This is a genomic window from Cellulomonas chitinilytica (genome assembly GCF_016862675.1).
Taxonomy (GTDB): Bacteria; Actinomycetota; Actinomycetes; order Actinomycetales; family Cellulomonadaceae; genus Cellulomonas; species Cellulomonas chitinilytica.
Genome location: NZ_BONK01000012.1, coordinates 95,382 through 115,211 on the forward strand (window position 1 = coordinate 95,382; position 19,830 = coordinate 115,211).

Annotated in this window: 22 protein-coding genes; 19 read left to right on the top strand and 3 right to left on the bottom strand. The window is 73.5% G+C overall.

The genetic code is table 11. From position 1 onward, the window contains the following. Positions 1-3: 3 nt before the first annotated feature. Positions 4-483 (bottom strand): flagellar export chaperone FlgN, encoded by a 480-nt coding sequence (flgN, locus tag Cch01nite_RS16735; protein WP_203757528.1) that lies wholly within the window; start codon positions 481-483, stop codon positions 4-6. 355 nt (positions 484-838) lie between these two features. Here flgN and Cch01nite_RS16740 point away from each other — a divergent pair, with 355 nt between their 5' ends. The 18 genes from Cch01nite_RS16740 to Cch01nite_RS16825 all read left to right on the top strand — a co-directional run bounded on the left by Cch01nite_RS16740 (position 839) and on the right by Cch01nite_RS16825 (position 16,044). Beyond that, positions 839-1,726 carry a sigma-70 family RNA polymerase sigma factor gene (locus tag Cch01nite_RS16740; protein WP_203757530.1) on the top strand — a complete coding sequence of 296 codons (888 nt, stop codon included), beginning with the start codon at positions 839-841 and terminating at the stop codon, positions 1,724-1,726. A 100-nt stretch (positions 1,727-1,826) separates the two neighbouring features. Next, positions 1,827-2,999 carry a flagellin N-terminal helical domain-containing protein gene (locus Cch01nite_RS16745; RefSeq protein ID WP_203757532.1) on the top strand — a complete coding sequence of 391 codons (1,173 nt, stop codon included), beginning with the start codon at positions 1,827-1,829 and terminating at the stop codon, positions 2,997-2,999. Between the two features lie 115 nt (positions 3,000-3,114). Further along, positions 3,115-4,464 (top strand): flagellar filament capping protein FliD, encoded by a 1,350-nt coding sequence (gene fliD / locus Cch01nite_RS16750; protein ID WP_203757534.1) that lies wholly within the window; start codon positions 3,115-3,117, stop codon positions 4,462-4,464. A 13-nt stretch (positions 4,465-4,477) separates the two neighbouring features. Further along, positions 4,478-4,921, top strand: a complete 444-nt coding sequence (gene fliS, locus Cch01nite_RS16755; protein WP_203757536.1) for a flagellar export chaperone FliS — start codon at positions 4,478-4,480, stop codon at positions 4,919-4,921. Positions 4,922-4,923: 2 nt separating this feature from the next. Beyond that, the gene (locus Cch01nite_RS16760) at positions 4,924-5,271 is read left to right on the top strand and encodes a hypothetical protein (RefSeq protein WP_203757538.1); all 348 of its coding nucleotides are present in this window, start codon (positions 4,924-4,926) and stop codon (positions 5,269-5,271) included. Between the two features lie 167 nt (positions 5,272-5,438). Next, positions 5,439-5,780: a flagellar basal body rod protein FlgB gene (locus Cch01nite_RS16765; protein ID WP_275407227.1), complete on the top strand. Its 342-nt coding sequence runs from the start codon at positions 5,439-5,441 to the stop codon at positions 5,778-5,780. After that, on the top strand, positions 5,780-6,178 hold the full coding sequence (flgC, locus tag Cch01nite_RS16770) for a flagellar basal body rod protein FlgC (RefSeq protein ID WP_203757542.1): 399 nt from the start codon (positions 5,780-5,782) through the stop codon (positions 6,176-6,178). The genes Cch01nite_RS16765 and flgC overlap by 1 nt, the downstream gene beginning before the upstream one ends. Further along, positions 6,178-6,480: a flagellar hook-basal body complex protein FliE gene (gene fliE / locus Cch01nite_RS16775; RefSeq protein WP_203757544.1), complete on the top strand. Its 303-nt coding sequence runs from the start codon at positions 6,178-6,180 to the stop codon at positions 6,478-6,480. The genes flgC and fliE overlap by 1 nt, the downstream gene beginning before the upstream one ends. Then, complete coding sequence (fliF, locus tag Cch01nite_RS16780; RefSeq protein ID WP_203757546.1) at positions 6,480-8,087, top strand: flagellar basal-body MS-ring/collar protein FliF; 1,608 nt, start codon at positions 6,480-6,482, stop codon at positions 8,085-8,087. The genes fliE and fliF overlap by 1 nt, the downstream gene beginning before the upstream one ends. Beyond that, positions 8,087-9,088, top strand: coding sequence for a flagellar motor switch protein FliG (gene fliG, locus Cch01nite_RS16785; protein ID WP_203757548.1), 1,002 nt, complete (start codon positions 8,087-8,089; stop codon positions 9,086-9,088). Before fliF ends, fliG begins: the two co-directional genes overlap by 1 nt. Next, positions 9,081-9,839, top strand: coding sequence for a FliH/SctL family protein (locus Cch01nite_RS16790; RefSeq protein ID WP_203757550.1), 759 nt, complete (start codon positions 9,081-9,083; stop codon positions 9,837-9,839). Before fliG ends, Cch01nite_RS16790 begins: the two co-directional genes overlap by 8 nt. Beyond that, positions 9,836-11,146 (top strand): FliI/YscN family ATPase, encoded by a 1,311-nt coding sequence (locus tag Cch01nite_RS16795; protein ID WP_203757552.1) that lies wholly within the window; start codon positions 9,836-9,838, stop codon positions 11,144-11,146. Before Cch01nite_RS16790 ends, Cch01nite_RS16795 begins: the two co-directional genes overlap by 4 nt. Continuing rightward, on the top strand, positions 11,143-11,592 hold the full coding sequence (locus Cch01nite_RS16800; RefSeq protein WP_203757554.1) for a flagellar export protein FliJ: 450 nt from the start codon (positions 11,143-11,145) through the stop codon (positions 11,590-11,592). Before Cch01nite_RS16795 ends, Cch01nite_RS16800 begins: the two co-directional genes overlap by 4 nt. Further along, entirely contained in the window at positions 11,589-12,299 is a 711-nt protein-coding gene (locus Cch01nite_RS16805) for a C40 family peptidase (protein WP_203757556.1), read from the top strand. The genes Cch01nite_RS16800 and Cch01nite_RS16805 overlap by 4 nt, the downstream gene beginning before the upstream one ends. Then, positions 12,296-13,711: a flagellar hook-length control protein FliK gene (locus Cch01nite_RS16810; RefSeq protein WP_203757558.1), complete on the top strand. Its 1,416-nt coding sequence runs from the start codon at positions 12,296-12,298 to the stop codon at positions 13,709-13,711. Before Cch01nite_RS16805 ends, Cch01nite_RS16810 begins: the two co-directional genes overlap by 4 nt. A 40-nt stretch (positions 13,712-13,751) precedes the next feature. After that, complete coding sequence (locus tag Cch01nite_RS16815) at positions 13,752-14,177, top strand: flagellar hook assembly protein FlgD (RefSeq protein WP_203757560.1); 426 nt, start codon at positions 13,752-13,754, stop codon at positions 14,175-14,177. Between the two features lie 32 nt (positions 14,178-14,209). Then, positions 14,210-15,403 carry a flagellar hook protein FlgE gene (locus Cch01nite_RS16820; RefSeq protein WP_203757563.1) on the top strand — a complete coding sequence of 398 codons (1,194 nt, stop codon included), beginning with the start codon at positions 14,210-14,212 and terminating at the stop codon, positions 15,401-15,403. A gap of 155 nt (positions 15,404-15,558) precedes the next feature. Then, a complete protein-coding gene (locus tag Cch01nite_RS16825) occupies positions 15,559-16,044 on the top strand; it encodes a glutathione peroxidase (protein ID WP_203757565.1) in 486 nt (161 codons plus the stop codon). An 18-nt stretch (positions 16,045-16,062) separates the two neighbouring features. Here the strand turns inward: Cch01nite_RS16825 and Cch01nite_RS16830 are convergent, their stop codons facing one another. Beyond that, the gene (locus Cch01nite_RS16830; protein WP_203757567.1) at positions 16,063-17,481 is read right to left on the bottom strand and encodes an MDR family MFS transporter; all 1,419 of its coding nucleotides are present in this window, start codon (positions 17,479-17,481) and stop codon (positions 16,063-16,065) included. A 72-nt stretch (positions 17,482-17,553) separates the two neighbouring features. On the opposite strand from Cch01nite_RS16830, the gene Cch01nite_RS16835 reads away from it, so the two are divergent. After that, positions 17,554-18,159, top strand: a complete 606-nt coding sequence (locus tag Cch01nite_RS16835; protein WP_203757568.1) for a TetR/AcrR family transcriptional regulator — start codon at positions 17,554-17,556, stop codon at positions 18,157-18,159. Between the two features lie 72 nt (positions 18,160-18,231). Here the strand turns inward: Cch01nite_RS16835 and Cch01nite_RS16840 are convergent, their stop codons facing one another. After that, positions 18,232-19,734 (bottom strand): outer membrane protein assembly factor BamB family protein, encoded by a 1,503-nt coding sequence (locus Cch01nite_RS16840; protein WP_203757570.1) that lies wholly within the window; start codon positions 19,732-19,734, stop codon positions 18,232-18,234. Positions 19,735-19,830: the final 96 nt, after the last annotated feature.

Below are 19,830 nucleotides of genomic sequence, written 5' to 3' on the forward strand. Positions count from 1 at the left end.
TCCTCAGAAGGTGCGGTCGACGAGCTGCGCGACGCGCTCGGAGGTGGCGGACTGGCCGGTGACGTCGTAGGTGCTGACGTCCTGCAGGGACAGCAGCGTCTCCTGCGTGGCGCGGTGGGACATGGCGAGCAGCTCGCGGTTGCCGTCGGCGAGCTGGCCGATCTCGGCGCTGAGCGTCGCGAACGCGTCGCGGTGCGCGCGCAGCAGCTCGTCCCACGGGGCGGGGGCGTGCTCGGCGAGCAGGGCGAGGGGGGAGCCGGGGAGGAGGCCGAGGTGCATCGCGGCGGTGTCGGCGGCGACGGCGCGGCCGAGCTCGGCCTGACGGATCTCGTCGAGCACGGTCTCGACCTCGCGGGTCGCGTGGGAGAGCCAGCGCGAGCGTCCGCTCGTGAGGATCATCTGCTCCTCCTCGAGCTTGAACAGGAGCAGCTCGAGCAGGTTCCGCTGGTGCCACAGCACCTCGGAGAGCCCGTTGAGGGGCATCGGGGGGTCCTCCCAGTCCGGCGTCGTCGCGTCGGTGGCCCTCTGTCGTCAGGTGGCCGTTGGCGCGTCTGACTGACGTATCGGCCGGGTCTGTCGGTTCCTGACGACTTTTCGGTCGGATTCACGTCCGCGCCTGTCGTCGAAGCGCTTCCGAGCGCTATCTCCGGAGGGTCCGGATGTGTCGGGATCCACGTCACATGTGATCTGCGTCACACTCGAACGGCCCAGGTGCCAGCACCCAGGTGGGCTTCCCCTACTTCCTTCCGATTTGCCTACCGGCCCGTCAGTTGCCCGCAGATATCGATAGTTCGTGGGACTCAAGACCCGGTCCGGCCGTACCGACCGACTCGAAGTGATGAGCAACACAGAGACACCCGAGCAGCTGGTCCTGCAGAACCTCCCGCTGGTGGGATATGCGGTCAGCGAGCTGCTGCACCGTGTCCCCCCGACGGTCTCCCGCGACGAGCTCGCGTCGGCCGGCAGCCTGGCGCTGGTGCTGGCGGCGCGCGCGTACGACCCCTCGACGGGTGTCCCGTTCGCGCGCTACGCCTCCCTGCGCATCCGTGGCGCGCTCGTCGACGAGCTGCGCTCGATGGACTGGGCGTCGCGCGGCGCACGGCACCGTGTCCGTGAGCTCACCGCCACCACCGAGCGGCTCACCGCCGCGCTCAAGCGGCGCCCCACGCGCGACGAGCTCGCCGAGGCGCTCGGCACCGACGTGCGCACCGTCGACGCCGCCGCCCGCGACGCCGAGCGCCGCGTCCTGTCCATGGACGCGACCGAGGGCATGGGCGCGACGCTCGTCGCCGACCCCGGGGCCGGCCCCGAGGAGGCGCTGCTCGTCGGCGAGCAGCACCGCTGGCTCGCCGCCGCCGTGCACTCCCTGCCCGACCGGCTGCGCACCGTCGTCGAGGGCATCTTCCTGCAGGACCGGTCCGTCGCCGAGCTCGCCGCCGAGCTCGGGGTGACGCAGTCCCGTATCAGCCAGCTGCGCACCGAGGCACTCGCCCTCCTCAAGGACGGCATGAACGCCGGGCTCGACCCCGACCTCGTCAGCACGCCCGCGCGTCCCGACGGCGTCGCCGAGCGTCGCCGCCAGAGCTACTTCGCGGCCGTCGCCGCCCGCGCCGCGCTCGCCACCGCCGTTCCTACGTCCGTGCGCATGTCCGGCGTCCCGACGCAGCGCAGCACCGTCGCTGCCGCCGACGACGCCCGCACGCCCGCGATCACCCGGACGGCCTGAAACTCGTCGCAGAAACTCCTCACACCGGGTCGGCGCTGCCGATGGGAGAGGTAAGCCCACGGATGGGCGGCTCTGACCCGACACATGGAGGAAGATCACGATGGGTCTCTCGATCAACCAGAACATCGCGGCCACCAACGCGTACCGCAACCTGAGCAACACCCAGAACGACCTCTCGAAGTCGCTCGAGAAGCTCTCGTCGGGCTTCCGCATCAACCGTGCGGCGGACGACGCGGCCGGCCTGGCGATCTCCGAGGGCCTGCGCTCGCAGGTCGGTGGCCTCAAGGTCGCCGTCCGCAACGCCCAGGACGGCATCTCCGTCGTGCAGACCGCTGAGGGTGCCCTCACGGAGACCCACTCCATCCTGCAGCGCATGCGTGACCTCACGGTCCAGGCGTCGAACGAGGGTGGCCTGTCCTCCGACGCGAAGGGCAACATCCAGTCGGAGATCTCGCAGCTGAAGGACGAGCTGACGCGCATCGCCGACACGACGCAGTTCAACGGCACGAAGCTGCTCGACGGCACGTACAGCGCCGGCAAGTTCCAGGTCGGCGCGAACGCGGGCGAGACGATCACGGTCTCGGTCGGCACGTCGATGAGCGCCAAGGGCCTCGGCGTCGACGTCGTGGACGTCACCGCCGCGACGGCTGGCACGACCGCCACCGTGACGGCGGCGACCGGCGGTGCGACGCCCGCCGCGGGCACGATCGCCGTCGCCGGTGACTTCACCCTCTCGGAGAAGTTCGACGGCCTGAGCGGCACGGTGTCCTACGGCGGCAAGAGCATCGACCTCTCGACGGTCAAGTTCGCCGACGGCTCCTCCGCCGCCCAGCGCCTGACGGCCCTCAACAAGGCGGTCCAGGACAAGCTCGGCACGGGCATCACCGCAACGGCCTCCGCCACCAACCTGACCTTCACGGGTACCGCTGCCACGCCCGCCAACCCGACGGCTGCTCAGCTGGCGTCGGTTCAGGTCGGCTTCGCGCAGGCCTCCGGCGCGAGCGCGGCGATCGACAAGATCGACACCGCGATCAAGACGGTCTCCACGGTCCGCTCGGACCTCGGTGCCGTGCAGAACCGGTTCGACCACACGATCAAGAACCTGAACGTCGCGGTCGAGAACCTGTCGGCGTCGGAGTCGCGGATCCGCGACACCGACATGGCGTCGGAGATGGTCTCGTTCACGCGGGCCCAGATCCTGTCGCAGGCCGGCACGGCGATGCTCGCGCAGGCCAACCAGATCCCCCAGGGCGTGCTCTCGCTCCTGCGGTGACCTGACCGGTGACCCTCGGGTCACCACACCGTGAGACGCACCGGTGGCGGGTCGGCGAAGGCCACCCGCCACCGGTGTCTCATACCCCACACGAACGAAACGGACGGACTCCCGCATGGCAGCGATGGGCATCGATGGCCTGGTCAGTGGCCTGAACACCACCGACCTCATCAACCAGCTCATGCAGGTCGAGTCCGCCCCGCAGACGGCGCTCAAGACGAAGCAGACGGAGACGTCGACGCTCGTCACGGCACTGCAGGCCCTGAACGTCAAGGTCGCGTCGCTGACCGACACCGCGACCAAGGCCGCGACGGCGTCGTCGTGGACCGCCATGAAGGCGTCCGCGTCCTCGACCTCGGTCACGGCGACCACGTCCGCGACGTCCCAGGCGACCGCGCTGTCCTTCACGGTGGACAAGCTCGCGAGCAGCCAGACCTCGTTGACGGATCCGCTCGACCTCGCCCGCTTGACGAGCGGCACCGGGACCATCACCGTCGAGATGAACGGCAAGCTCACGGAGATCGCCGTGGGCTCGGACGCAGCCGCGACGGCGCGCGCCATCTCGTCGTCGAAGGCGGGCGTCTCGGCGGTCGCCGTCAAGGTCGGCTCCGAGACCCGCTTCCAGCTCACCGGCACCTCGTCGGGTGAAGCGAGCTCGTTCAAGGTCTACGTCGGCACGGCCGACGAGGTGACGGCGGGCACGGCGTCGGAGGTGTCACTGGAGCACACCAGCAAGGCCGCCGACGCCGAGATCACGCTGTGGGCCGGGTCGAGCGCCGCGCGGACCGTGAAGTCGTCCTCGAACACGTTCTCGGACGTGCTCGACGGCACCGCGTTCACCGTGTCGAAGGTCGAGACCGACCCCGTGAAGCTCACCGTCAGCACGGACACCGCCGCGCTCGCGTCGCTGGGCAAGAACCTGGTGGCCTCGCTCGGCGTCGTGCTGTCCGAGATCTCCTCGCGCACCGCGTCGACCACGACGACCGAGGACGGCCGCACCGTCGTCAAGGGTGGGGTGCTGTCCGGGTCGAGCTCGGTGCGCACGCTCCAGCAGCGGGTCCAGTCCGCCGCGTCCTTCCCCGTGAACGGCGTCTCGCCGTCCGCGGTCGGCATCAGCATGGACAAGGACGGCAACTTCACGTTCGACGAGGCCAAGTTCACGGCGGCCCTGGCAGCCGACCCGGCGAAGGTGCAGTCGGTGATGTCCGGTCTCGCCCAGCGCGTCGCGGACGTCGCGAAGAGCACGTCGGACAGCAAGACCGGCACCCTCACGGCCGAGATCACCGGCCAGCAGGGTCTCGTGAAGGACCTGGGCGAACGGATCGACTCGTGGGACGCCCGCCTCGCGCTGCGCAAGGAAGGCCTGCAGGCCACCTACTCCGCGCTCGAGGTCACGCTCTCGAACATGCAGTCCCAGTCGAGCTGGCTCGCCAGCCAGCTCTCGTCGCTGTCCACGTCGAGCTGACGGAAGGGTCCTCATGCCTGACATCCGTGCCCGGTACATGGCCGACGCGGTCGCCACGGTCGGCCCCGCGCGACTGCTCACGATGCTCTACGACCGCATGCTGCTCGACGTCGACCGTGCGGTCGAGTCGCTGCAGGCGGGGGACCGCCCGGGCGCGAGCTCGCACCTCATGCACGCGCAGGAGATCGTCGCCGAGCTCATCGTGAGCCTCGACGAGCAGGCCTGGGACGGCGGACCGCAGCTCATGTCGATCTACCGCTTCCTGCTCACCGAGCTCGTCGAGACCGGCGTCCGCGGTGACGTGGAGAAGGCGCGCGCCTGCCGTGGCCTCATCGAGCCGCTCGCGGAGGCGTGGCACGAGGCGGCGCGCTCGCTCGCGCACGTTGACATCCCGACCCAGCCCGACGCGCCCGCGCTCGAGACCGCGACGTCGGTCGGGCTGCTGGGCGTCGGCTGACGATGTCCACGCTGGTGGCCGAGGTGGACGACGTCCGCTGGCTCGACGCCTGGACCGAGGCGCTCGACGCGATCGAGCTCGACGTCTGCGCGGCGGAGGACCTGCTGCGCACCGCGCACCTCACGCCGGTCGAGGAGGTCGCCGCCGCGTCCGTCTGGCACCCGCCGACGGCGCTCGGCCCCCTGCCGGCCGCCCTGCACGTGCGGGCGTCCGCGATCCTGGAGCGCCAGCTCGACGTCGCCCGGCGCACCGCCGAGGCCCTCGCGTACTCGCGGCGGCACCTCGCCGCGGCCGACCTGGCGCGCCCGCGCCCGCTGGAGACCCCCGTCTACGTGGACGAGCAGGCCTGACCAGCACGTTCGTCGGGGCAAATATCAAGGCGCCGACAAAACTTCTGTGAAACCTCTCATCGTGTGGCGGGCGCCACCGATGGGGAGCATGAGCACGGATCGCTCGCGCAGCAGGCCACGGATCGGCCGACTCGTTCCCTCGTCGGTGAGGTGTGCCTGTCATGGGCTTGTTCGATTCCGTGAGCTCCGTCGCGCTCAACAGCGCCCTCGACGGTCTCGCGCTGCGCCAGCGGGTGATCGCGGACAACGTCGCGAACATCAACACCCCGGACTTCCACGCCAAGAAGGTCGAGTTCGAGGACGCCCTCAAGAAGGCGGTCGGCCACGGCAGCGGTGCCGCGGCGGCGACGACCGCCCGGTCGCTCGAGCCGACCCGTGAGGACGGCAACAACGTGAACCTCGACGAGGAGACGCTGCTCAACGTCGACACGAACCTGCGCTACCAGCTCGCGACGCAGGCCGTGTCCGGGCAGTTCTCCACCATCCGCGCAGCGATGAGGACCAGCTGATGACCATCTTCGGCGCCATCGGGATCGCCAGCACCGGGCTGACGGTGCACCGCAAGTGGCTCGACGCGGTGAGCGACAACCTCGCGAACGTGAGCACCGTCCGCTCCACGTCGGAGGAGGCGTTCAAGCAGAAGTACGTGATCGCCGCGGAGACCGCCGGCGAGAACCAGGGCGTCCACGTCGCCGGGACCCTCGAGGGCAGCGGCGAGGGCCGCCTCGTCTACGAGCCCGACCACCCGCTCGCCGACGAGCAGGGGTACGTGCGGTACCCCGACGTCGACATGTCGAGCCAGATGACCCAGCTGATCATGGCGCAGCGCGGCTACCAGGCGAACGCCGCGGTGGTCGACCGCGCCAAGGAGACCTACCAGGCCGCACTGCAGATCGGACGCATCTGATGACCTTCGCCGTCGCCCCCGTCCAGGCCGTCACGGCCGCGACCCCGGGCCTGCCGACCGCGCCCGTCGCCGACCCCACGTCGGGCGACCGGTTCGCCTCCGTGCTGAACGGCGTCGACAGCCTGCAGCAGCTGCAGTCCACGTCGAACGACCTCGCCGTCAAGGCCGTCACCGGTGACCTCGACGACGTGCACGACTACACGATCGCCGCCGCCGAGGCGTCCACCGCCATCGAGCTCACGGCCGCCGTGCGCAACAAGGCGGTCGACGCGTTCAACGAGATCATGCGGATGCAGGCCTGATGCCCCCGCAGCTCCAGGCGGCCCTCGACCGGACCACCGCCGCGATCAAGCAGTTCACCGTCGCCCAGCGCACCCTCGCCGTCATCGGCATCGCCGGCGTGCTCCTCGGAGCGTTCGCGCTGAGCAGCTGGCTCGGCAAGCCGACGATGAGCCCGCTGTTCACCGGCCTGTCCGGCTCCGACGCCAGCGCGGTCGTCGACCAGCTCACGTCCGACGGCGTGAAGTACCAGCTCACCGACGGCGGCTCCACCGTCCTCGTGCCCGACAGCGCGCTGTACTCCGAGCGCATCAAGCTCGCCGCGGCCGGTCTGCCGACCAACGCGGACGGCGGCGGCTACTCGCTGCTCGACGACATGCCGATGACGTCGTCCGAGTTCCAGCAGCAGAAGACGTACCAGCGGGCGATGGAGGGCGAGCTCGCCAAGACCATCTCCGCGATCGACGGCGTCGAGACCGCGACCGTCAAGCTCGCGATCCCCGAGGACAGCGTCTTCGTCTCGGAGAAGTCCGACCCGACCGCGTCGGTGTTCGTGCGCACCAAGCCCGGCGTGACGCTGTCCGTGGACCAGGTCCAGGCCGTCGTCCACCTCGTGTCCGCCGGCATCGACGGCATGAAGCCGACCGACGTCGCCGTCGTCGACGCCACCGGCGAGGTCCTCTCGGCCGTCGGCACCGGCACCACCGGCGGCGTGGCCGGCCAGCAGGCCAGCGACTACGAGGCCCGTGTGCAGGCGTCCGTGCAGGCGCTGCTCGACCGCGTCGTCGGCCCCGGCAAGTCCGCCGTGACCGTCACCGCGCAGGTCGACCAGACGCAGAAGGACACGACCGTCGAGCAGTTCTCCGCCACCCCGGACACGCCCCCGCTGGCGCAGTCGACCACGTCCGAGGAGTACACGGGCAGCGGCTCGACCGGCGCGGCCGGCGTGCTGGGCCCGGACAACATCGCGGTCCCGAACGGCGACGCCACGGGCACCGACGGCGCCTACAAGTCGACCACCGAGGACACCACCAACGCGGTCAACAAGAGCACCGAGGTCACGCACGCCGGGCCCGGGGCGATCGAGCGGCAGTCCGTCGCCGTCGTGCTCGACGAGAAGGCCGCCGCGCCGCTCGACATGACGGAGCTGCGCAGCACCATCGCCGCCGCCGCGGGCATCGACGAGACCCGCGGCGACACCGTCGCCGTGCAGGCCGTCCCGTTCGACACCGCCCAGGCGACCGCCGCCCAGGACGCCCTCGCCGCCGCCGACAAGGCGGCCGAGACGCAGCGCAAGGACGACCTGGTCAAGCAGGCCGCGATCGGCGCCGTGGTGCTCCTGCTCCTGCTGTCGGTCGCCGTCGCGATGGCGCGCCGCTCGCGCCGTGCCCGCCGCACCGCGCTCGACCTCGGCGAGCTGCCCGTGCTCGGCGAGGGTGGCAGCCGCCTCGGCATCGAGGGCATCGCCGCCGACGCGCTGCCCGAGCTGCCGCCCGCGCCGCGTGACGACGAGCCCGACCTCGTCACCCGCAAGCGCGCCGAGATCTCCGCCCTCGCCGACGAGCAGCCCGCCGAGGTCGCCGACCTCCTGCGCGGCTGGCTCGCGACGTCCGGCTCCGGGCGGCGCTGATGGCCTCGCTCACCGGGTCGCAGAAGGCCGCGATGCTGCTGCTCCAGCTGGGGCGCGAGCGCGCCGCCCGCGTCATGTCGCAGCTCGACGTCCACGAGATCGAGGCCCTCACCGCCGAGATCATGCGGCTCGACCGTGTCGACCAGTCGATGGCCGACGACGTGCTCGAGGAGTTCTACGAGGTCTCCGTGATCGGCCCCGGCGTCAACGGCGGCCTCAGCCTCGCGGAGCACCTGCTCGTCGCGTCGCTGGGTGCCGAGCAGGCCTCCAACATGCTCGAGCGCCTCCAGACGACGCTCGCCGGCCAGCCGTTCGAGTTCCTCCAGCAGGCCGACGCCCGCCAGGTCGTCTCGCTGCTGAGCAGCGAGCACCCGCAGGCCATCGCGCTCGTCCTGGCCCACCTGCGGCCCGAGCACGCGTCGCAGATCCTCGCCGGTCTCGACCCCGAGCTGCAGGCCGACGTCGCGCACCGGATCGCGCTCATGGACCGCGCGAACCCGGACGTCGTCGGGGTCATCGCCGACCAGCTCCAGCGCAAGGCGTCGACGGTGCTGGCGCCGCGCGAGCTCGCCGCCGTCGGTGGTGTGCAGCCGCTCGTCGAGATCATCAACCGCGCCGACCCCACCACGGAGAAGGTCATCCTCGAGGGGCTCGCGAGCCGCGACGAGGAGCTCGCCGAGGAGGTCCGCAGCCGGATGTTCGTCTTCGGCGACATCGTGCTGCTCGAGGACCGCGCCATGCAGCTCGTGCTGCGGCAGGTCGAGACCGCGCAGCTGTCCGTGGCGCTCAAGGGCGTCGGCGAGGGCGTGCGCGACACCGTCATGCGCAACCTGTCCGAGCGTGCCCGGGAGAACCTGCTCGAGGAGATCGACCTGCTCGGGCCCGTGCGCCTGTCGCTCGTCGAGGACGCGCGCGCGTCGATCGTGCAGGTCATCCGCCGGCTCGAGGAGAGCGGGCAGATCCTGATCCGCCGCGAGGGGGAGGACGAGTTCGTTGCCTGACACCTTCGTCCCGCAGGTCCACCCGACCGCGACGGCGACCCCGGCCCGGTTCCGCCGCGCCGACGTCGCCGCCGACGCGCAGGCCGTGCAGTTCCGCGCCGACACGACCGACGAGCCCGCGACCGTCGTCACGTTCCGGCCCGCCCCCGTGGGCGGCGTCCGGGTCGTCGACCGCGCCGCCAGCGACTCCGCGCGTGCCGAGGGGTTCGCCGCGGGCTTCGCCGCCGGTGCCCGCGAGGCCGCCCGCGTCGCGGAGCTGCACGCGAAGGAGGCGCTCGCCGCCCGGCTCGCCCAGGAGTCCGAGGCGGCCGCCGTCACGACGCACGCCCTCGACGTGCTCGCGACGTGCGCCGCCGCGGCCCGTGCCCGCACCGAGCCGGTCGTCGCCGACGTGCAGGCCCGGCTCCAGCTCGCCGCCCTCGAGCTCGCGGAGGCGCTGCTCGGGGTCGAGCTCGCCGACGACGAGCGGTCCGGCCGGGCCGCGCTCACCCGCGCGCTGCGCCGCGCCGACGAGATCGAGGCCGTCACCGTGCGGCTGCACCCGCGCGACCTCGACGCGCTCCGGGCGGCGGGCGCCGACTCGCCGCGCGACGGTCTCGTGCTCGTCGCGGACCCGACGCTGGCCCCCGGGGACGCCGTCGCCGAGCACACCGACGGGTACCTCGACGCCCGGCTGACCAGCGCGGTGGCCCGTGCGCGCGCGGCGCTGGTCGGCACGCCCGACTCCTCCCACGGCGGGGCGCTCGCGTGACGGCCGTCCTCACCGACTGGGACCGCGCGCTCGCCGCGACGGCCCCCGAGGTCGTCGGCACGGTGCGCGCCGTCGTCGGGCTCACCGTCGAGGTGCTCGGCACGGGCGCCGCCGTGGGCGAGCTCGTGCGCATCGGCGACGACGTGCTCGCGGAGGTCGTGGCGACCGACGGCGGCACCGCCCGCTGCATGCCGCTCGGCCCGACCTCGGGGCTGCGCGCCGGGATGCCGGTCCGGCCGCTGCGCGAGGCGCTCAACGTGCCCGTCGGCACCGGGCTCCTCGGCCGAGTGCTCGACGGCCTGGGCCGCCCCATCGACGGTCGAGGCCCGCTGCGCGCCGACGCGTGGGTGCCGGTCGACGGCGCCGCACCGCACCCGCTCGAGCGCAGCCGCGTCGACGCCCCGCTCGACCTCGGCGTCCGCGTGCTCGACACGCTCGTCACCGTGGGGCGCGGGCAGCGTCTCGGCCTGTTCGCCGGGTCCGGCGTCGGCAAGTCCTCGCTGCTGTCGATGATCGCGCGCGGCACGGACGCCGAGGTGTCCGTCATCGCGCTCGTCGGCGAGCGTGGCCGTGAGGTCCGCGAGTTCCTCGAGGACGACCTCGGCCCTGAGGGTCTGGCACGGTCCGTCGTGGTCGTCGCGACGTCCGACCAGCCGCCGCTCGTCCGGCTGCGCTCCGCGTTCGTCGCGACCCGCATCGCCGAGCACCTGCGCGACACCGGCGCGCACGCGGTGCTGATGATGGACTCGCTCACCCGCGTCGCGATGGCGCAGCGCGAGATCGGCCTGTCCGTCGGTGAGCCGCCCGCGACCCGCGGGTACCCGCCGTCGACGTTCGCCCTGCTCGCCCAGCTCCTTGAGCGCGCCGGCACCGGCGCGACCGGCTCGGTGACCGGCCTCTACACCGTGCTCGTCGACGGCGACGACCACAACGAGCCCATCGCCGACGCCGCCCGCTCCATCCTCGACGGGCACGTGGTCCTGGACCGCCGGCTCGCCGTCGCGGGCCACTTCCCGTCCGTCGACGCGCTCGGCTCCATCAGCCGTGTCGCCTCGCGCGTGACCAGCGCCGAGCAGCGCGACCTCGCACGCCGGCTCCGGGCGGTCATGGCCGCCCGCCGCCAGGCGCAGGACCTGCTCGACGTCGGCGCCTACGTCGCCGGCTCGAACCCGCTCGTCGACGCCGCCGTGACCCACGGCCGCGCCATCGACCAGTTCCTGCAGCAGGGCATGGACGACGTGGTGCCCGCCCAGCAGGCGTGGGCCCACCTCAGCGCCCTCGTCGGCGCGCTCGGAGACCTCTCGTGACCCGCCGGTTCCCGCTCGCCGGGCTGCTGCGCGTGCGCGCCATGGCCGAGGAGCGCGCCGCCGCCGAGCTCGCCGCAGCACGCCGCGACGAGCGGGCCGCGAGCGGCCGTGCCCGGTCCACGCAGGACAGGCTCGGGGCGTCCGGGATGCCGGCGCTCGCCGAGGAGCGCGCGTTCCAGGCGGCCGTCGCGAGCCGGGTCGCGCTCGCGTCGATGCTCGTCGAGCAGCGCGCCCTCGCGGTCGCCGCGCAGGAGGAGACGGACCGCCGCACCGAGGTCTGGTCCGACGCGCGCCGTCACGTGCGCGCGATCGAACGGCTCGAGGAGCGGCACGACGACATGGTGCGGGTCGAGGAGGCCCGTGCCGAGCAGCTGGTGCTGGACGAGGTCGCCGGGCGGCGTGCCGCCGGGCAGCGTGCAGCAGGGCTCGGGAGGGCAGACGCATGACCACCGACGGGATCCAGGCCGTGCAGGCCCGCATGGCCGAGCTGCGGGCGCTCGTCAGCACGCCCGCGGCCACGACCACGACGGCCTCGACGGCGACCGACTTCGAGGCGACGCTCGCCTCGCTCACCGGGTCGTCCGGCGGGTCGTCCGCCGGCCCCGGCACGACGCAGGGCGGCGCGACCGCCCAGTCGCTGCTCGACGCCGCGGAGAAGTACATCGGCACCCCGTACGTGTGGGGTGGCGAGTCGCTCGACGAGGGCGGTCTCGACTGCTCGGGCCTGGTGCTCCGCTCGCTCGCGGACATCGGTGTCACCGACGTCCCGCGCGTGGCCCGGGACCAGCAGAGGCTCGGCACCGCGGTGCCGTCGCTCGACCAGGCCCTGCCCGGCGACCTGCTGGTGTTCGGCGGGGGCACGCACATCGCGATCTACGAGGGGGACGGGAAGATGATCGACGCGCCGAAGCCGGGCGGGAAGGTGGGGATCCGGGACGTGTGGGGGACACCCACGGCGATCCGGCGGATCCTGCCGCAGGAGTCGACGGGGACGGACGTCGCCGCGCAGCTCCGGTCGGTGCTGGGGGCGTCGGGCGCCTCGTCGGCCTCGGTCTCGTCGCTGTCGCAGCGCGCGCAGCTCGACCTGCTCGCGTCCCTCGGCACGGGCGTGACGGGCTCCGGTGCGTACGGCACGACGAAGGTGGCGTCATGAACGCGGCCTTCGCGCTGGCGGTGCGCGGCATCCCCACGCAGCGCACGAGCGCCGACGAGCGGCCCGACGCCGGCAGCGGCGACGCGTTCGCCGCCGTGCTCGGTGCCGCGCGTGGGAGCGACCGGCACGTGCCGGACCGCGCCGACCGCGCGGCGCGCCCGGGCCGGGACGACCGTGCGGGCGTGGCGCAGCACGCGCAGCGCACCGACCGGGCGGACCGTCCGGACCGGGCCGACCGGGCCGACCGGGCCGACCGTTCCACGGCAGCGGACGACGACACGGCCGCGCCGACCGCCCCGAGCGCGCCGGCCGACGCCGGTTCCTCGTCCTCGACGACGGCACCGATCCGGACGGACGCCGCCGCGACCGCGGCCTCGCCCGTGACGGCGGGCATGCTGGAGCAGGCCGCGTTCGCGATGCTCGTCGCGGCGTCGGTGACCTCGACCGGCACCGACGGGACGGCCGCTGCGGCGACGCCCGCCGAGGCGGGGCCGTCGGACGCCTCGCCGGTCCCGGCCCTGCCTGTGGCCGCGACGGCCACCGCCCCCGCCGTGACCGTCGGGGACCTGTTCGCACCGACCGGTCCGGCCTCCGCCGCCACGGTCCCGGCCGCCGCGACCGTCCCGACGCCGGACGGCACGGCACCGACCGGACCCACGACGACCCCGGCCGCGACGGCCTCGACCGGCACCGTCACGGACGGCCGCGTCGCCACCACCCCGGTCGCCGCCTCCGCCGCGCCGGCCGGCCCGGCACCCACCGACGCCGGCTCCGACGTCGGATCGGACCTCGGCACCGACGTCGGCACGGGCACCGCACTTGCCCCGGCCGGCCCGGCGACCGCCGACCCGCGCGCCGCCACGGCCGGCACCACGGTCGACACGGCGGCGCCGGGCGTGACCGTCGTTCCGGCCGCCGTCCCGGCCGCACCCACCGTGCCGACCGCGCCGGCCGCACCCGCGACGGCCCCTGCGGCCGCCGCCCCCCAGGCCCCGACGCCCGCGCCGCTCTCCGAGCAGCTCGGTGCGCGGCTCACGCAGCTCACCGGCCTGTCGCACGGCCGTCACGTGCTCACCGTCCCCGTGGACCCGGAGCACTTCGGGCCCGTGCGGATCGTCGCCCACATCGGCCCGGAGGCCGTGCGGGTCGAGCTCGTCGGCGGCACGGACGCGGCCCGGGAGGCGCTGCGCGGGTCGCTCGCCGACCTGCGGCGCGACCTCGCGTCGAGCGGCGTCCAGGTCGACGTCGGCGGCGGCGGCTCCGGCCCGGGTGACCGTCAGCCGGACGGCACGTCGTCAGGCGGCGCCCCGGCACCCGGTGCGACCGCCCGGGGCGAACGCACGGACCAGCCCGACCCGAGGCCGGCCCAGGCGCCACCCGGCCGCAGCACCGGGCTGGAGCTCGACCTGTGACCCGCACCCCCACCACCACCCGCACCAGCCCGGAGGCACCATGAGCATCGACGTCTCGTTCCTCGGCGCGACGAGCGCTGCCGGCGCGACCGGCTCCAGCGGCAAGGCGAGCAACGAGCTCGACAAGCAGGCGTTCCTCGACCTGCTCGTCGCGCAGATGCGCAACCAGGACCCGAGCAGCCCGATGGACTCCTCGCAGCTCATGCAGCAGACCACGCAGCTGTCCGTGATGGAGAGCCTCCAGGAGCTCACCAGCACGCAGCGCGAGGCGTTCGCGCTGCAGATGCGGATGAACGCCGCCCAGCTCGTCGGGCAGCAGGTCACCTGGACCGACGCGGACGGCGCGACGCAGACCGGCGTCGTGTCCGCGGTCTCCTACGCCGGCTCCGTCCCCACGGTGAAGGTGGGCGACCAGGACGTCACCCTCGACGCCGTCGCCTCCGTCACCACCGCCCCCACTCTCTGACCCCGCGCACGACCACCCGAAGGGAACCTCCCATGCTCCGCTCGCTCTTCTCCGGCATCAGCGGTCTGCGCAGCCACCAGACCATGCTCGACGTCACCGGCAACAACATCGCGAACGTCAACACGACCGGCTTCAAGTCGTCGCAGACCCAGTTCCAGGACACGCTCAGCCAGGTCGTCCAGAACGCCGGCGCCGCGCAGAACGGCACCGGCGGCACGAACCCGGCGCAGGTCGGCCTCGGCGTGCGCGTCGCGGGCATCACGACGAACTTCACGCAGGGCGCGTCGCAGATGACGGGCCGCAGCACCGACATGATGATCCAGGGCGACGGCTTCTTCGTGGTCCGCAAGGGTGCCGAGACGTACTACACGCGTGCCGGGTCGTTCGACTTCGACTCGACCGGCCAGATGGTCCTCCCGGGCGAGGGCGCCCTGGTCCAGGGCTGGGCGGCCGTCAACGGCGTCGTCGACACGAACGGCCCGCTCACCGACCTGCGCGTGCCGGCCGGTGCGCTGATGGCGGCCGTCGCCACGACGAAGGCGTCGTACGAGGGCAACCTCGACGCCGCGGCCGCGAACGGCACGGTGCTCAACCGGACCATCGACATCTACGACGCGACCGGCGCGGCCCGCGAGCTCGAGCTCACGTTCACGAAGTCGGCGGCGGGCTGGACGGTCGAGGGCATCGATGCTGACCTCAAGCCGCTCCCGGCCACGTCGGGCCAGCAGGCGATGACGTTCAACCCGGACGGCACGCTCGCCACGCCGACGTCCCTCGCGGTCGGTGGCCTCACGGTCGACATCTCCGGGCTCACGGGCTTCTCGGGCCTCGACACCGTCAAGGCCAAGACGCAGAGCGGCCAGGCCGCGGGCACGCTGCTGTCGTTCGCGCTCGGCGCCGACGGCACGATCACGGGCTCGTTCAGCAACGGCCTCAAGCAGACCATCGGCCGCCTGGCGCTCGGGTCGTTCACCAACCCGGCGGGCCTGGAGAAGGCCGGCGGCTCGCTGTTCCGCACCGGCGTGAACTCGGGCGACGCCCAGGTCGGCGCGGCCGGCACCGGCGGCCGCGGCTCGCTCGCGGGCGGCGCGCTCGAGATGTCGAACGTGGACCTGTCCAGCGAGTTCACCAGCCTGATCATCGCCCAGCGCGGCTTCCAGGCGAACAGCCGCGTCATCACGACCTCCGACGAGGTCCTCCAGGAGCTCGTCAACCTCAAGCGCTGATCCCGTCGTCCCTGACGGCCCACGAGCCCACCATGAGTGTCGCTCCACCCACGGGTGACGACACCCATGGTGGGCTCGTCGTGGTTCGCGAGGGGTTTGCGCAGGTCGGGGCAGGTTTCGGGAATGGGGGCGACCCCACGACGGTTGACCCGGGCATGCTCCTCGACGAGATCCCGCTCACCACGCTCGACGGCCGTCAGACCACGTTCGGCGCGTACGCCGACAAGGTCAGGCTCGTCGTCAACGTCGCCTCGCGGTGCGGGCTCGCGCCGCAGTACGAGAAGCTCGAGCAGCTCCAGCGCACGTACGGCGACCGGGGCTTCACGGTCCTCGGCTTCCCGAGCAGCCAGTTCCTCCAGGAGCTCGGCTCGGACGACGCGATCGCCGAGTACTGCTCGACGACCTGGGGCGTGACGTTCCCGATGTTCGCCCGCACGAAGGTCAACGGGCGGTCCCGGCACCCGCTGTACGCGGAGCTCACCAAGACGCCGGACGCGACGGGCAAGGCCGGGCGGGTCCAGTGGAACTTCGAGAAGTTCGTCGTGACGCCCGACGGTGCCGTGCACCGGTTCCGTCCCCGGACCGAGCCCGACGACCCCGAGATCGTCGACCTGATCAGCGCGTCGCTGCCGACCCGCTGACGCGCTCCTGGACGGGCGTCAGGCCGCCCGTCGAGCGGCCGGGAGCAGCAGGGACAGGGCCGCGGCCGCGGCGGTGAACGCGGTGGCCCACCAGAACGCGGTGTCGAACGCGCCCGCCAGGGCCGTCTGCGAGGTGGCGCCGGCGGCGGAGCTGACGAGGACGACGGCGAGCACGGCCGTGCCGAACGAGCCGCCGACCTGCTGCGCGACGCGGGTGATGATGCTCGCGTGCGGCACCTCGTCGTGCGCGAGCCCGACGAACGCGCCGGTCATGAGGGGGATCAGGACGGCACCGAGGCCGAACCCGCGCACGAGGAGCGTCGCCATGAGCAGCCACGTGCTGGTGTGCTCGGTCGACAGGGCGAACGGGACGGTGGCGAGCGCGAGCACGGTGAACCCGCCGACGGCGACCCACCGGCCGCCGATCGCGTCGGTCAGCCGCCCGGACAGGGTGCGTGACGCGAGCGCCCCGACGCCCTGCGGGACGAGCAGGAGACCCGCGCCGAGCGCGTCCTCGCCGCGGACCTGCTGCCAGTAGAGGGGGAGCAGGAGCATCGCGCCGTAGAGGGCGGTCCCGGTGAGGAACAGCAGCACGGTCGACGTGCCGAGGGCGCGGTGCCGCAGCAGGCGGACGTCGATGAGGGCCCGATCGCCGCGGCGCAGCGCCCACGCGGCGAACGCGGCGAGCAGCGCGAGGCCGGCGACCAGCGGGACGACGACGCGGGCATGGCCGAACCCGCCGAGCTCGCCGACCTGGGTGAGCCCGAAGATCACGCCGACGATGCCGGGGGACACGAGCAGGACGCCGACGACGTCGAGCGGTGCCCGGCGGCCCGGGACGTCCCGGGGGATGCGGCGCACGGCGAGCACGAGCCCGACGACGCCGAGCGGCAGGTTGACGAGGAACAGCCACGGCCACGACAAGGTGTGCAGGATCAGGCCGCCCACCACGGGGCCGAGGATCGGGCCGAGGGCGGCGGGCAGGCTGACGGTCGCCATGAGCCGGCCGAGGTTCCGCCCGCGGGCGGCCTGCATGAGGATCGTCGTCATCAGCGGCATGAGGACGCCGCCGCCGACGCCCTGGACCGCGCGGAAGGCGATGAGGCTCGTCGCGTCCCACGCGGTGGCGCACAGCACCGAGCCGAGCAGGAACACGGACAGCCCGACGAGCCAGAGCCGCTTGCTGCCGAGCCGGCCCTGCGCCCACCCGGACAGCGGGATCGTCACGAACATCGCGAGCAGGTACGCGGTGCTGACCCACTGGATCGTCGAGACGGTCGCGTGCAGGGAGGCGCCGAGCTCGTGGAGCCCGACGCTGACGATCGTCGTGTCGAGGATCACCGCGATGCCGCCGACGATGACGGCGGTCGCGAGGCGCTTGAGTTCGGGGTCGATCGCGGTGGTCGCGCGCTCGTCCGTCGCCGTGCTCTGGGACATGGGTGGGCTCCTGAATAAGATGCGTGGCTGCTTCTTATCCGCACCGTACGTCGGGCGCGCTAAGATGCGCAAGTGCATCTTGACGACCCGGACGGCCCGAAGCGGCGACGCGGCACCGAGCTCGAGGAGGCGCTCCTCGAAGCCGCCTGGGCCGAGCTCGTCGACCGCGGCTACGGGGCGTTCACCCTCGAGGCCGTCGCGCAGCGGGCCGGCACGAGCCGACCCGTCATCGCCCGCCGGTGGGCGAGCAAGGCCGACCTCGTCCGGGCCGCGGCCGCCCACGTGCTGTGGCACGAGCGGATGGACGTCCCCGACACGGGGAACCTGCGCGACGACATCGTCGGGCTGCTCCGCGAGGCCAACGAGAAGCGCGTCGACTCCACGGCCCTGCTCACCGCCTACCTCACCGGCTACTTCCAGGAGACGGGCACGAGCCCGGCCGAGTTCCGCGACTCCGTGATCGGCGGGCGCGCCACGTCGGTCGACGTGATCCTCGACCGCGCCGTCGCCCGCGGCGAGCTCAGCAGCGAGCACCTGACACCCCGCCGGCGCACCCTCGCCTTCGACCTGTACCGGCACGAGGTGCTCATGCGGCTCGGCCGCGTGCCCGACGACGTCATCGTCGAGATCGTCGACGACCTCTACCTGCCGCTCCTCGGGGTCGCCCGCCGACCCTGACCCCGGCCCCCACCACCCGCGGGTGCCACGGGCCCCGGCCCTGCGCCGGGGAGCGCCGCCGACCGGGCGCGGTCACTCCAGGAGGACGGGCTCGCCGTCGGCGTCCGTGCCGGTCAGGTGCCGGCCGAGCGGAGCGACCTGCTCGACGCCGGCCGGGTACGGCGCACGGAACACCTCCGCGCCGGTCGCGGGGTCGAGGGCCACGAGCGCGGCCACGGCGTCGGGCCCGGCCCGCTCGAACGCGACGAGGACGTGCCGACCGTCGGTCATCAGCACGCCGGGCCTGAGCCCGGGCTCGTCCACGGTGCGCCACAGGACGCGGCCGGACGCGCCGTCGACCGCCGTGATGCCGTGCGCACCGGAGACGAGGACGCGTCCCCGCAGCACGAGGGCGGACCCCGGGGTGTCGACGTGGACCGACCAGCTGGTCCCGGTGGTGAGGCGGGTGCCGTGCACGGCGTCGTCGTCGGCCGTGAGGACCCGGTCGGGCACGCTCCCGTCGTCCAGCGCCGCGTAGAGCGGTCGGCCGTCGGTGACCAGGTCGCCCGCCGGGTCGCCGTCCGGTGCGACGTAGGTCGACCGGGTCGAGCCGCGTGTGCTCCCCTCGGTGATCACGAGCCGGCCCGTGCGGGGGTCCTTGCCTGCTCCCCACGACGAGGCGTCGGGGTCGATCAGGCCGGACCGGACCGGTGCGCCGTCCGTCGAGAGCAGCACGTGCGTCCGGTCGGGCGGGACGAACGCGACGACGTCCCCGGCGCGGTACACGGACACGCCCGGCCCCGCCGTCCCCGGTCCGCCGGACACCACGGGTGAGTCCTGCTCGTACCTCCAGCGCTCGGCGCCCGTGAGCATGTCGTACCCCGTCGCGACCGCGGAGGTGCCCACCTGCCCGCCGACCACGACGAGCCCGCCGGGCATCAGGGCGAGGCTGTCGCCGGACGGCACCGGCCACCGCGTCTCGACGGACCCGTCCGCCACGGACAGCACCACCACGGAGACGGCGGTCGTCGGCACCGTCGCGATCGCGGCGCCGTCCTCGCCGTACACCGTGCCGCCGTCCGCGACCAGGCACACGGCGCGGAAGGCGGACGCCGGGTCGGCCATCGGGATCTCGTCGGTCTCGCAGGCGCTGGCGGACCGCACGAGCACCCCGTCCGCGAGCCCCGGGTCGGGAGGCAGGAGCTGGGTCGTCCACCCGGCGGACCCGGGCGCGGACCAGCGGTACGACAGCGACCCGTCGGCCGCGCGCCGGAGCACACCGCCCGAGGTCTCGGCGAGCTCCGCGAGGTCGTCCTGCGTGAGACGCCGCACCACCTGGAGCGAGTCGTCGACCGGCGCCAGCACCCCCGGGACCTTCGCCAGCCGCGCCACGGCCGCGTCCTCACTGGCGGTCGACGCCCGCTGGTTCACGGCGACGGCCACCACGGCGACCGTCAGGAGCGCCCCCGCCACCAGCCACCGCCGCCGGGCCGACCGGGCGGTGGGTGGGCCCGTCGGCGCTCCTGGCGGCGCCTCCGCCAGGTCGTCCTCGGCCTCGACGAGCTCCACGTCCTGAAGGTCCTGCCGGCGCGCCATGCCCGGGAACCTATCGGTCCCGGACGTCACCCGGACCTGCTCGCACGGGCACGTTTCCCTCATCACGGCGGCGGCCTCGCCGATCAGTGGGTCGAA

Excerpts from the sequence above, each read along its gene's own strand:
- Cch01nite_RS16745 (WP_203757532.1), top strand. The coding sequence starts at position 1,827 with ATGGGTCTCTCGATCAACCAGAACATCGCGGCCACCAACGCGTACCGC.
- Cch01nite_RS16740 (WP_203757530.1), top strand. The coding sequence starts at position 839 with ATGAGCAACACAGAGACACCCGAGCAGCTGGTCCTGCAGAACCTCCCG.
- fliE (WP_203757544.1), top strand. The coding sequence starts at position 6,178 with ATGACCTTCGCCGTCGCCCCCGTCCAGGCCGTCACGGCCGCGACCCCG.
- fliF (WP_203757546.1), top strand. The coding sequence starts at position 6,480 with ATGCCCCCGCAGCTCCAGGCGGCCCTCGACCGGACCACCGCCGCGATC.
- fliD (WP_203757534.1), top strand. The coding sequence starts at position 3,115 with ATGGCAGCGATGGGCATCGATGGCCTGGTCAGTGGCCTGAACACCACC.
- Cch01nite_RS16760 (WP_203757538.1), top strand. The coding sequence starts at position 4,924 with ATGTCCACGCTGGTGGCCGAGGTGGACGACGTCCGCTGGCTCGACGCC.
- Cch01nite_RS16840 (WP_203757570.1), bottom strand. The coding sequence starts at position 19,734 with ATGGCGCGCCGGCAGGACCTTCAGGACGTGGAGCTCGTCGAGGCCGAG.
- flgN (WP_203757528.1), bottom strand. The coding sequence starts at position 483 with ATGCCCCTCAACGGGCTCTCCGAGGTGCTGTGGCACCAGCGGAACCTG.
- fliG (WP_203757548.1), top strand. The coding sequence starts at position 8,087 with ATGGCCTCGCTCACCGGGTCGCAGAAGGCCGCGATGCTGCTGCTCCAG.
- Cch01nite_RS16810 (WP_203757558.1), top strand. The coding sequence starts at position 12,296 with ATGAACGCGGCCTTCGCGCTGGCGGTGCGCGGCATCCCCACGCAGCGC.
- fliS (WP_203757536.1), top strand. The coding sequence starts at position 4,478 with ATGCCTGACATCCGTGCCCGGTACATGGCCGACGCGGTCGCCACGGTC.
- flgC (WP_203757542.1), top strand. The coding sequence starts at position 5,780 with ATGACCATCTTCGGCGCCATCGGGATCGCCAGCACCGGGCTGACGGTG.
- Cch01nite_RS16825 (WP_203757565.1), top strand. The coding sequence starts at position 15,559 with ATGCTCCTCGACGAGATCCCGCTCACCACGCTCGACGGCCGTCAGACC.
- Cch01nite_RS16820 (WP_203757563.1), top strand. The coding sequence starts at position 14,210 with ATGCTCCGCTCGCTCTTCTCCGGCATCAGCGGTCTGCGCAGCCACCAG.
- Cch01nite_RS16815 (WP_203757560.1), top strand. The coding sequence starts at position 13,752 with ATGAGCATCGACGTCTCGTTCCTCGGCGCGACGAGCGCTGCCGGCGCG.
- Cch01nite_RS16830 (WP_203757567.1), bottom strand. The coding sequence starts at position 17,481 with ATGTCCCAGAGCACGGCGACGGACGAGCGCGCGACCACCGCGATCGAC.
- Cch01nite_RS16805 (WP_203757556.1), top strand. The coding sequence starts at position 11,589 with ATGACCACCGACGGGATCCAGGCCGTGCAGGCCCGCATGGCCGAGCTG.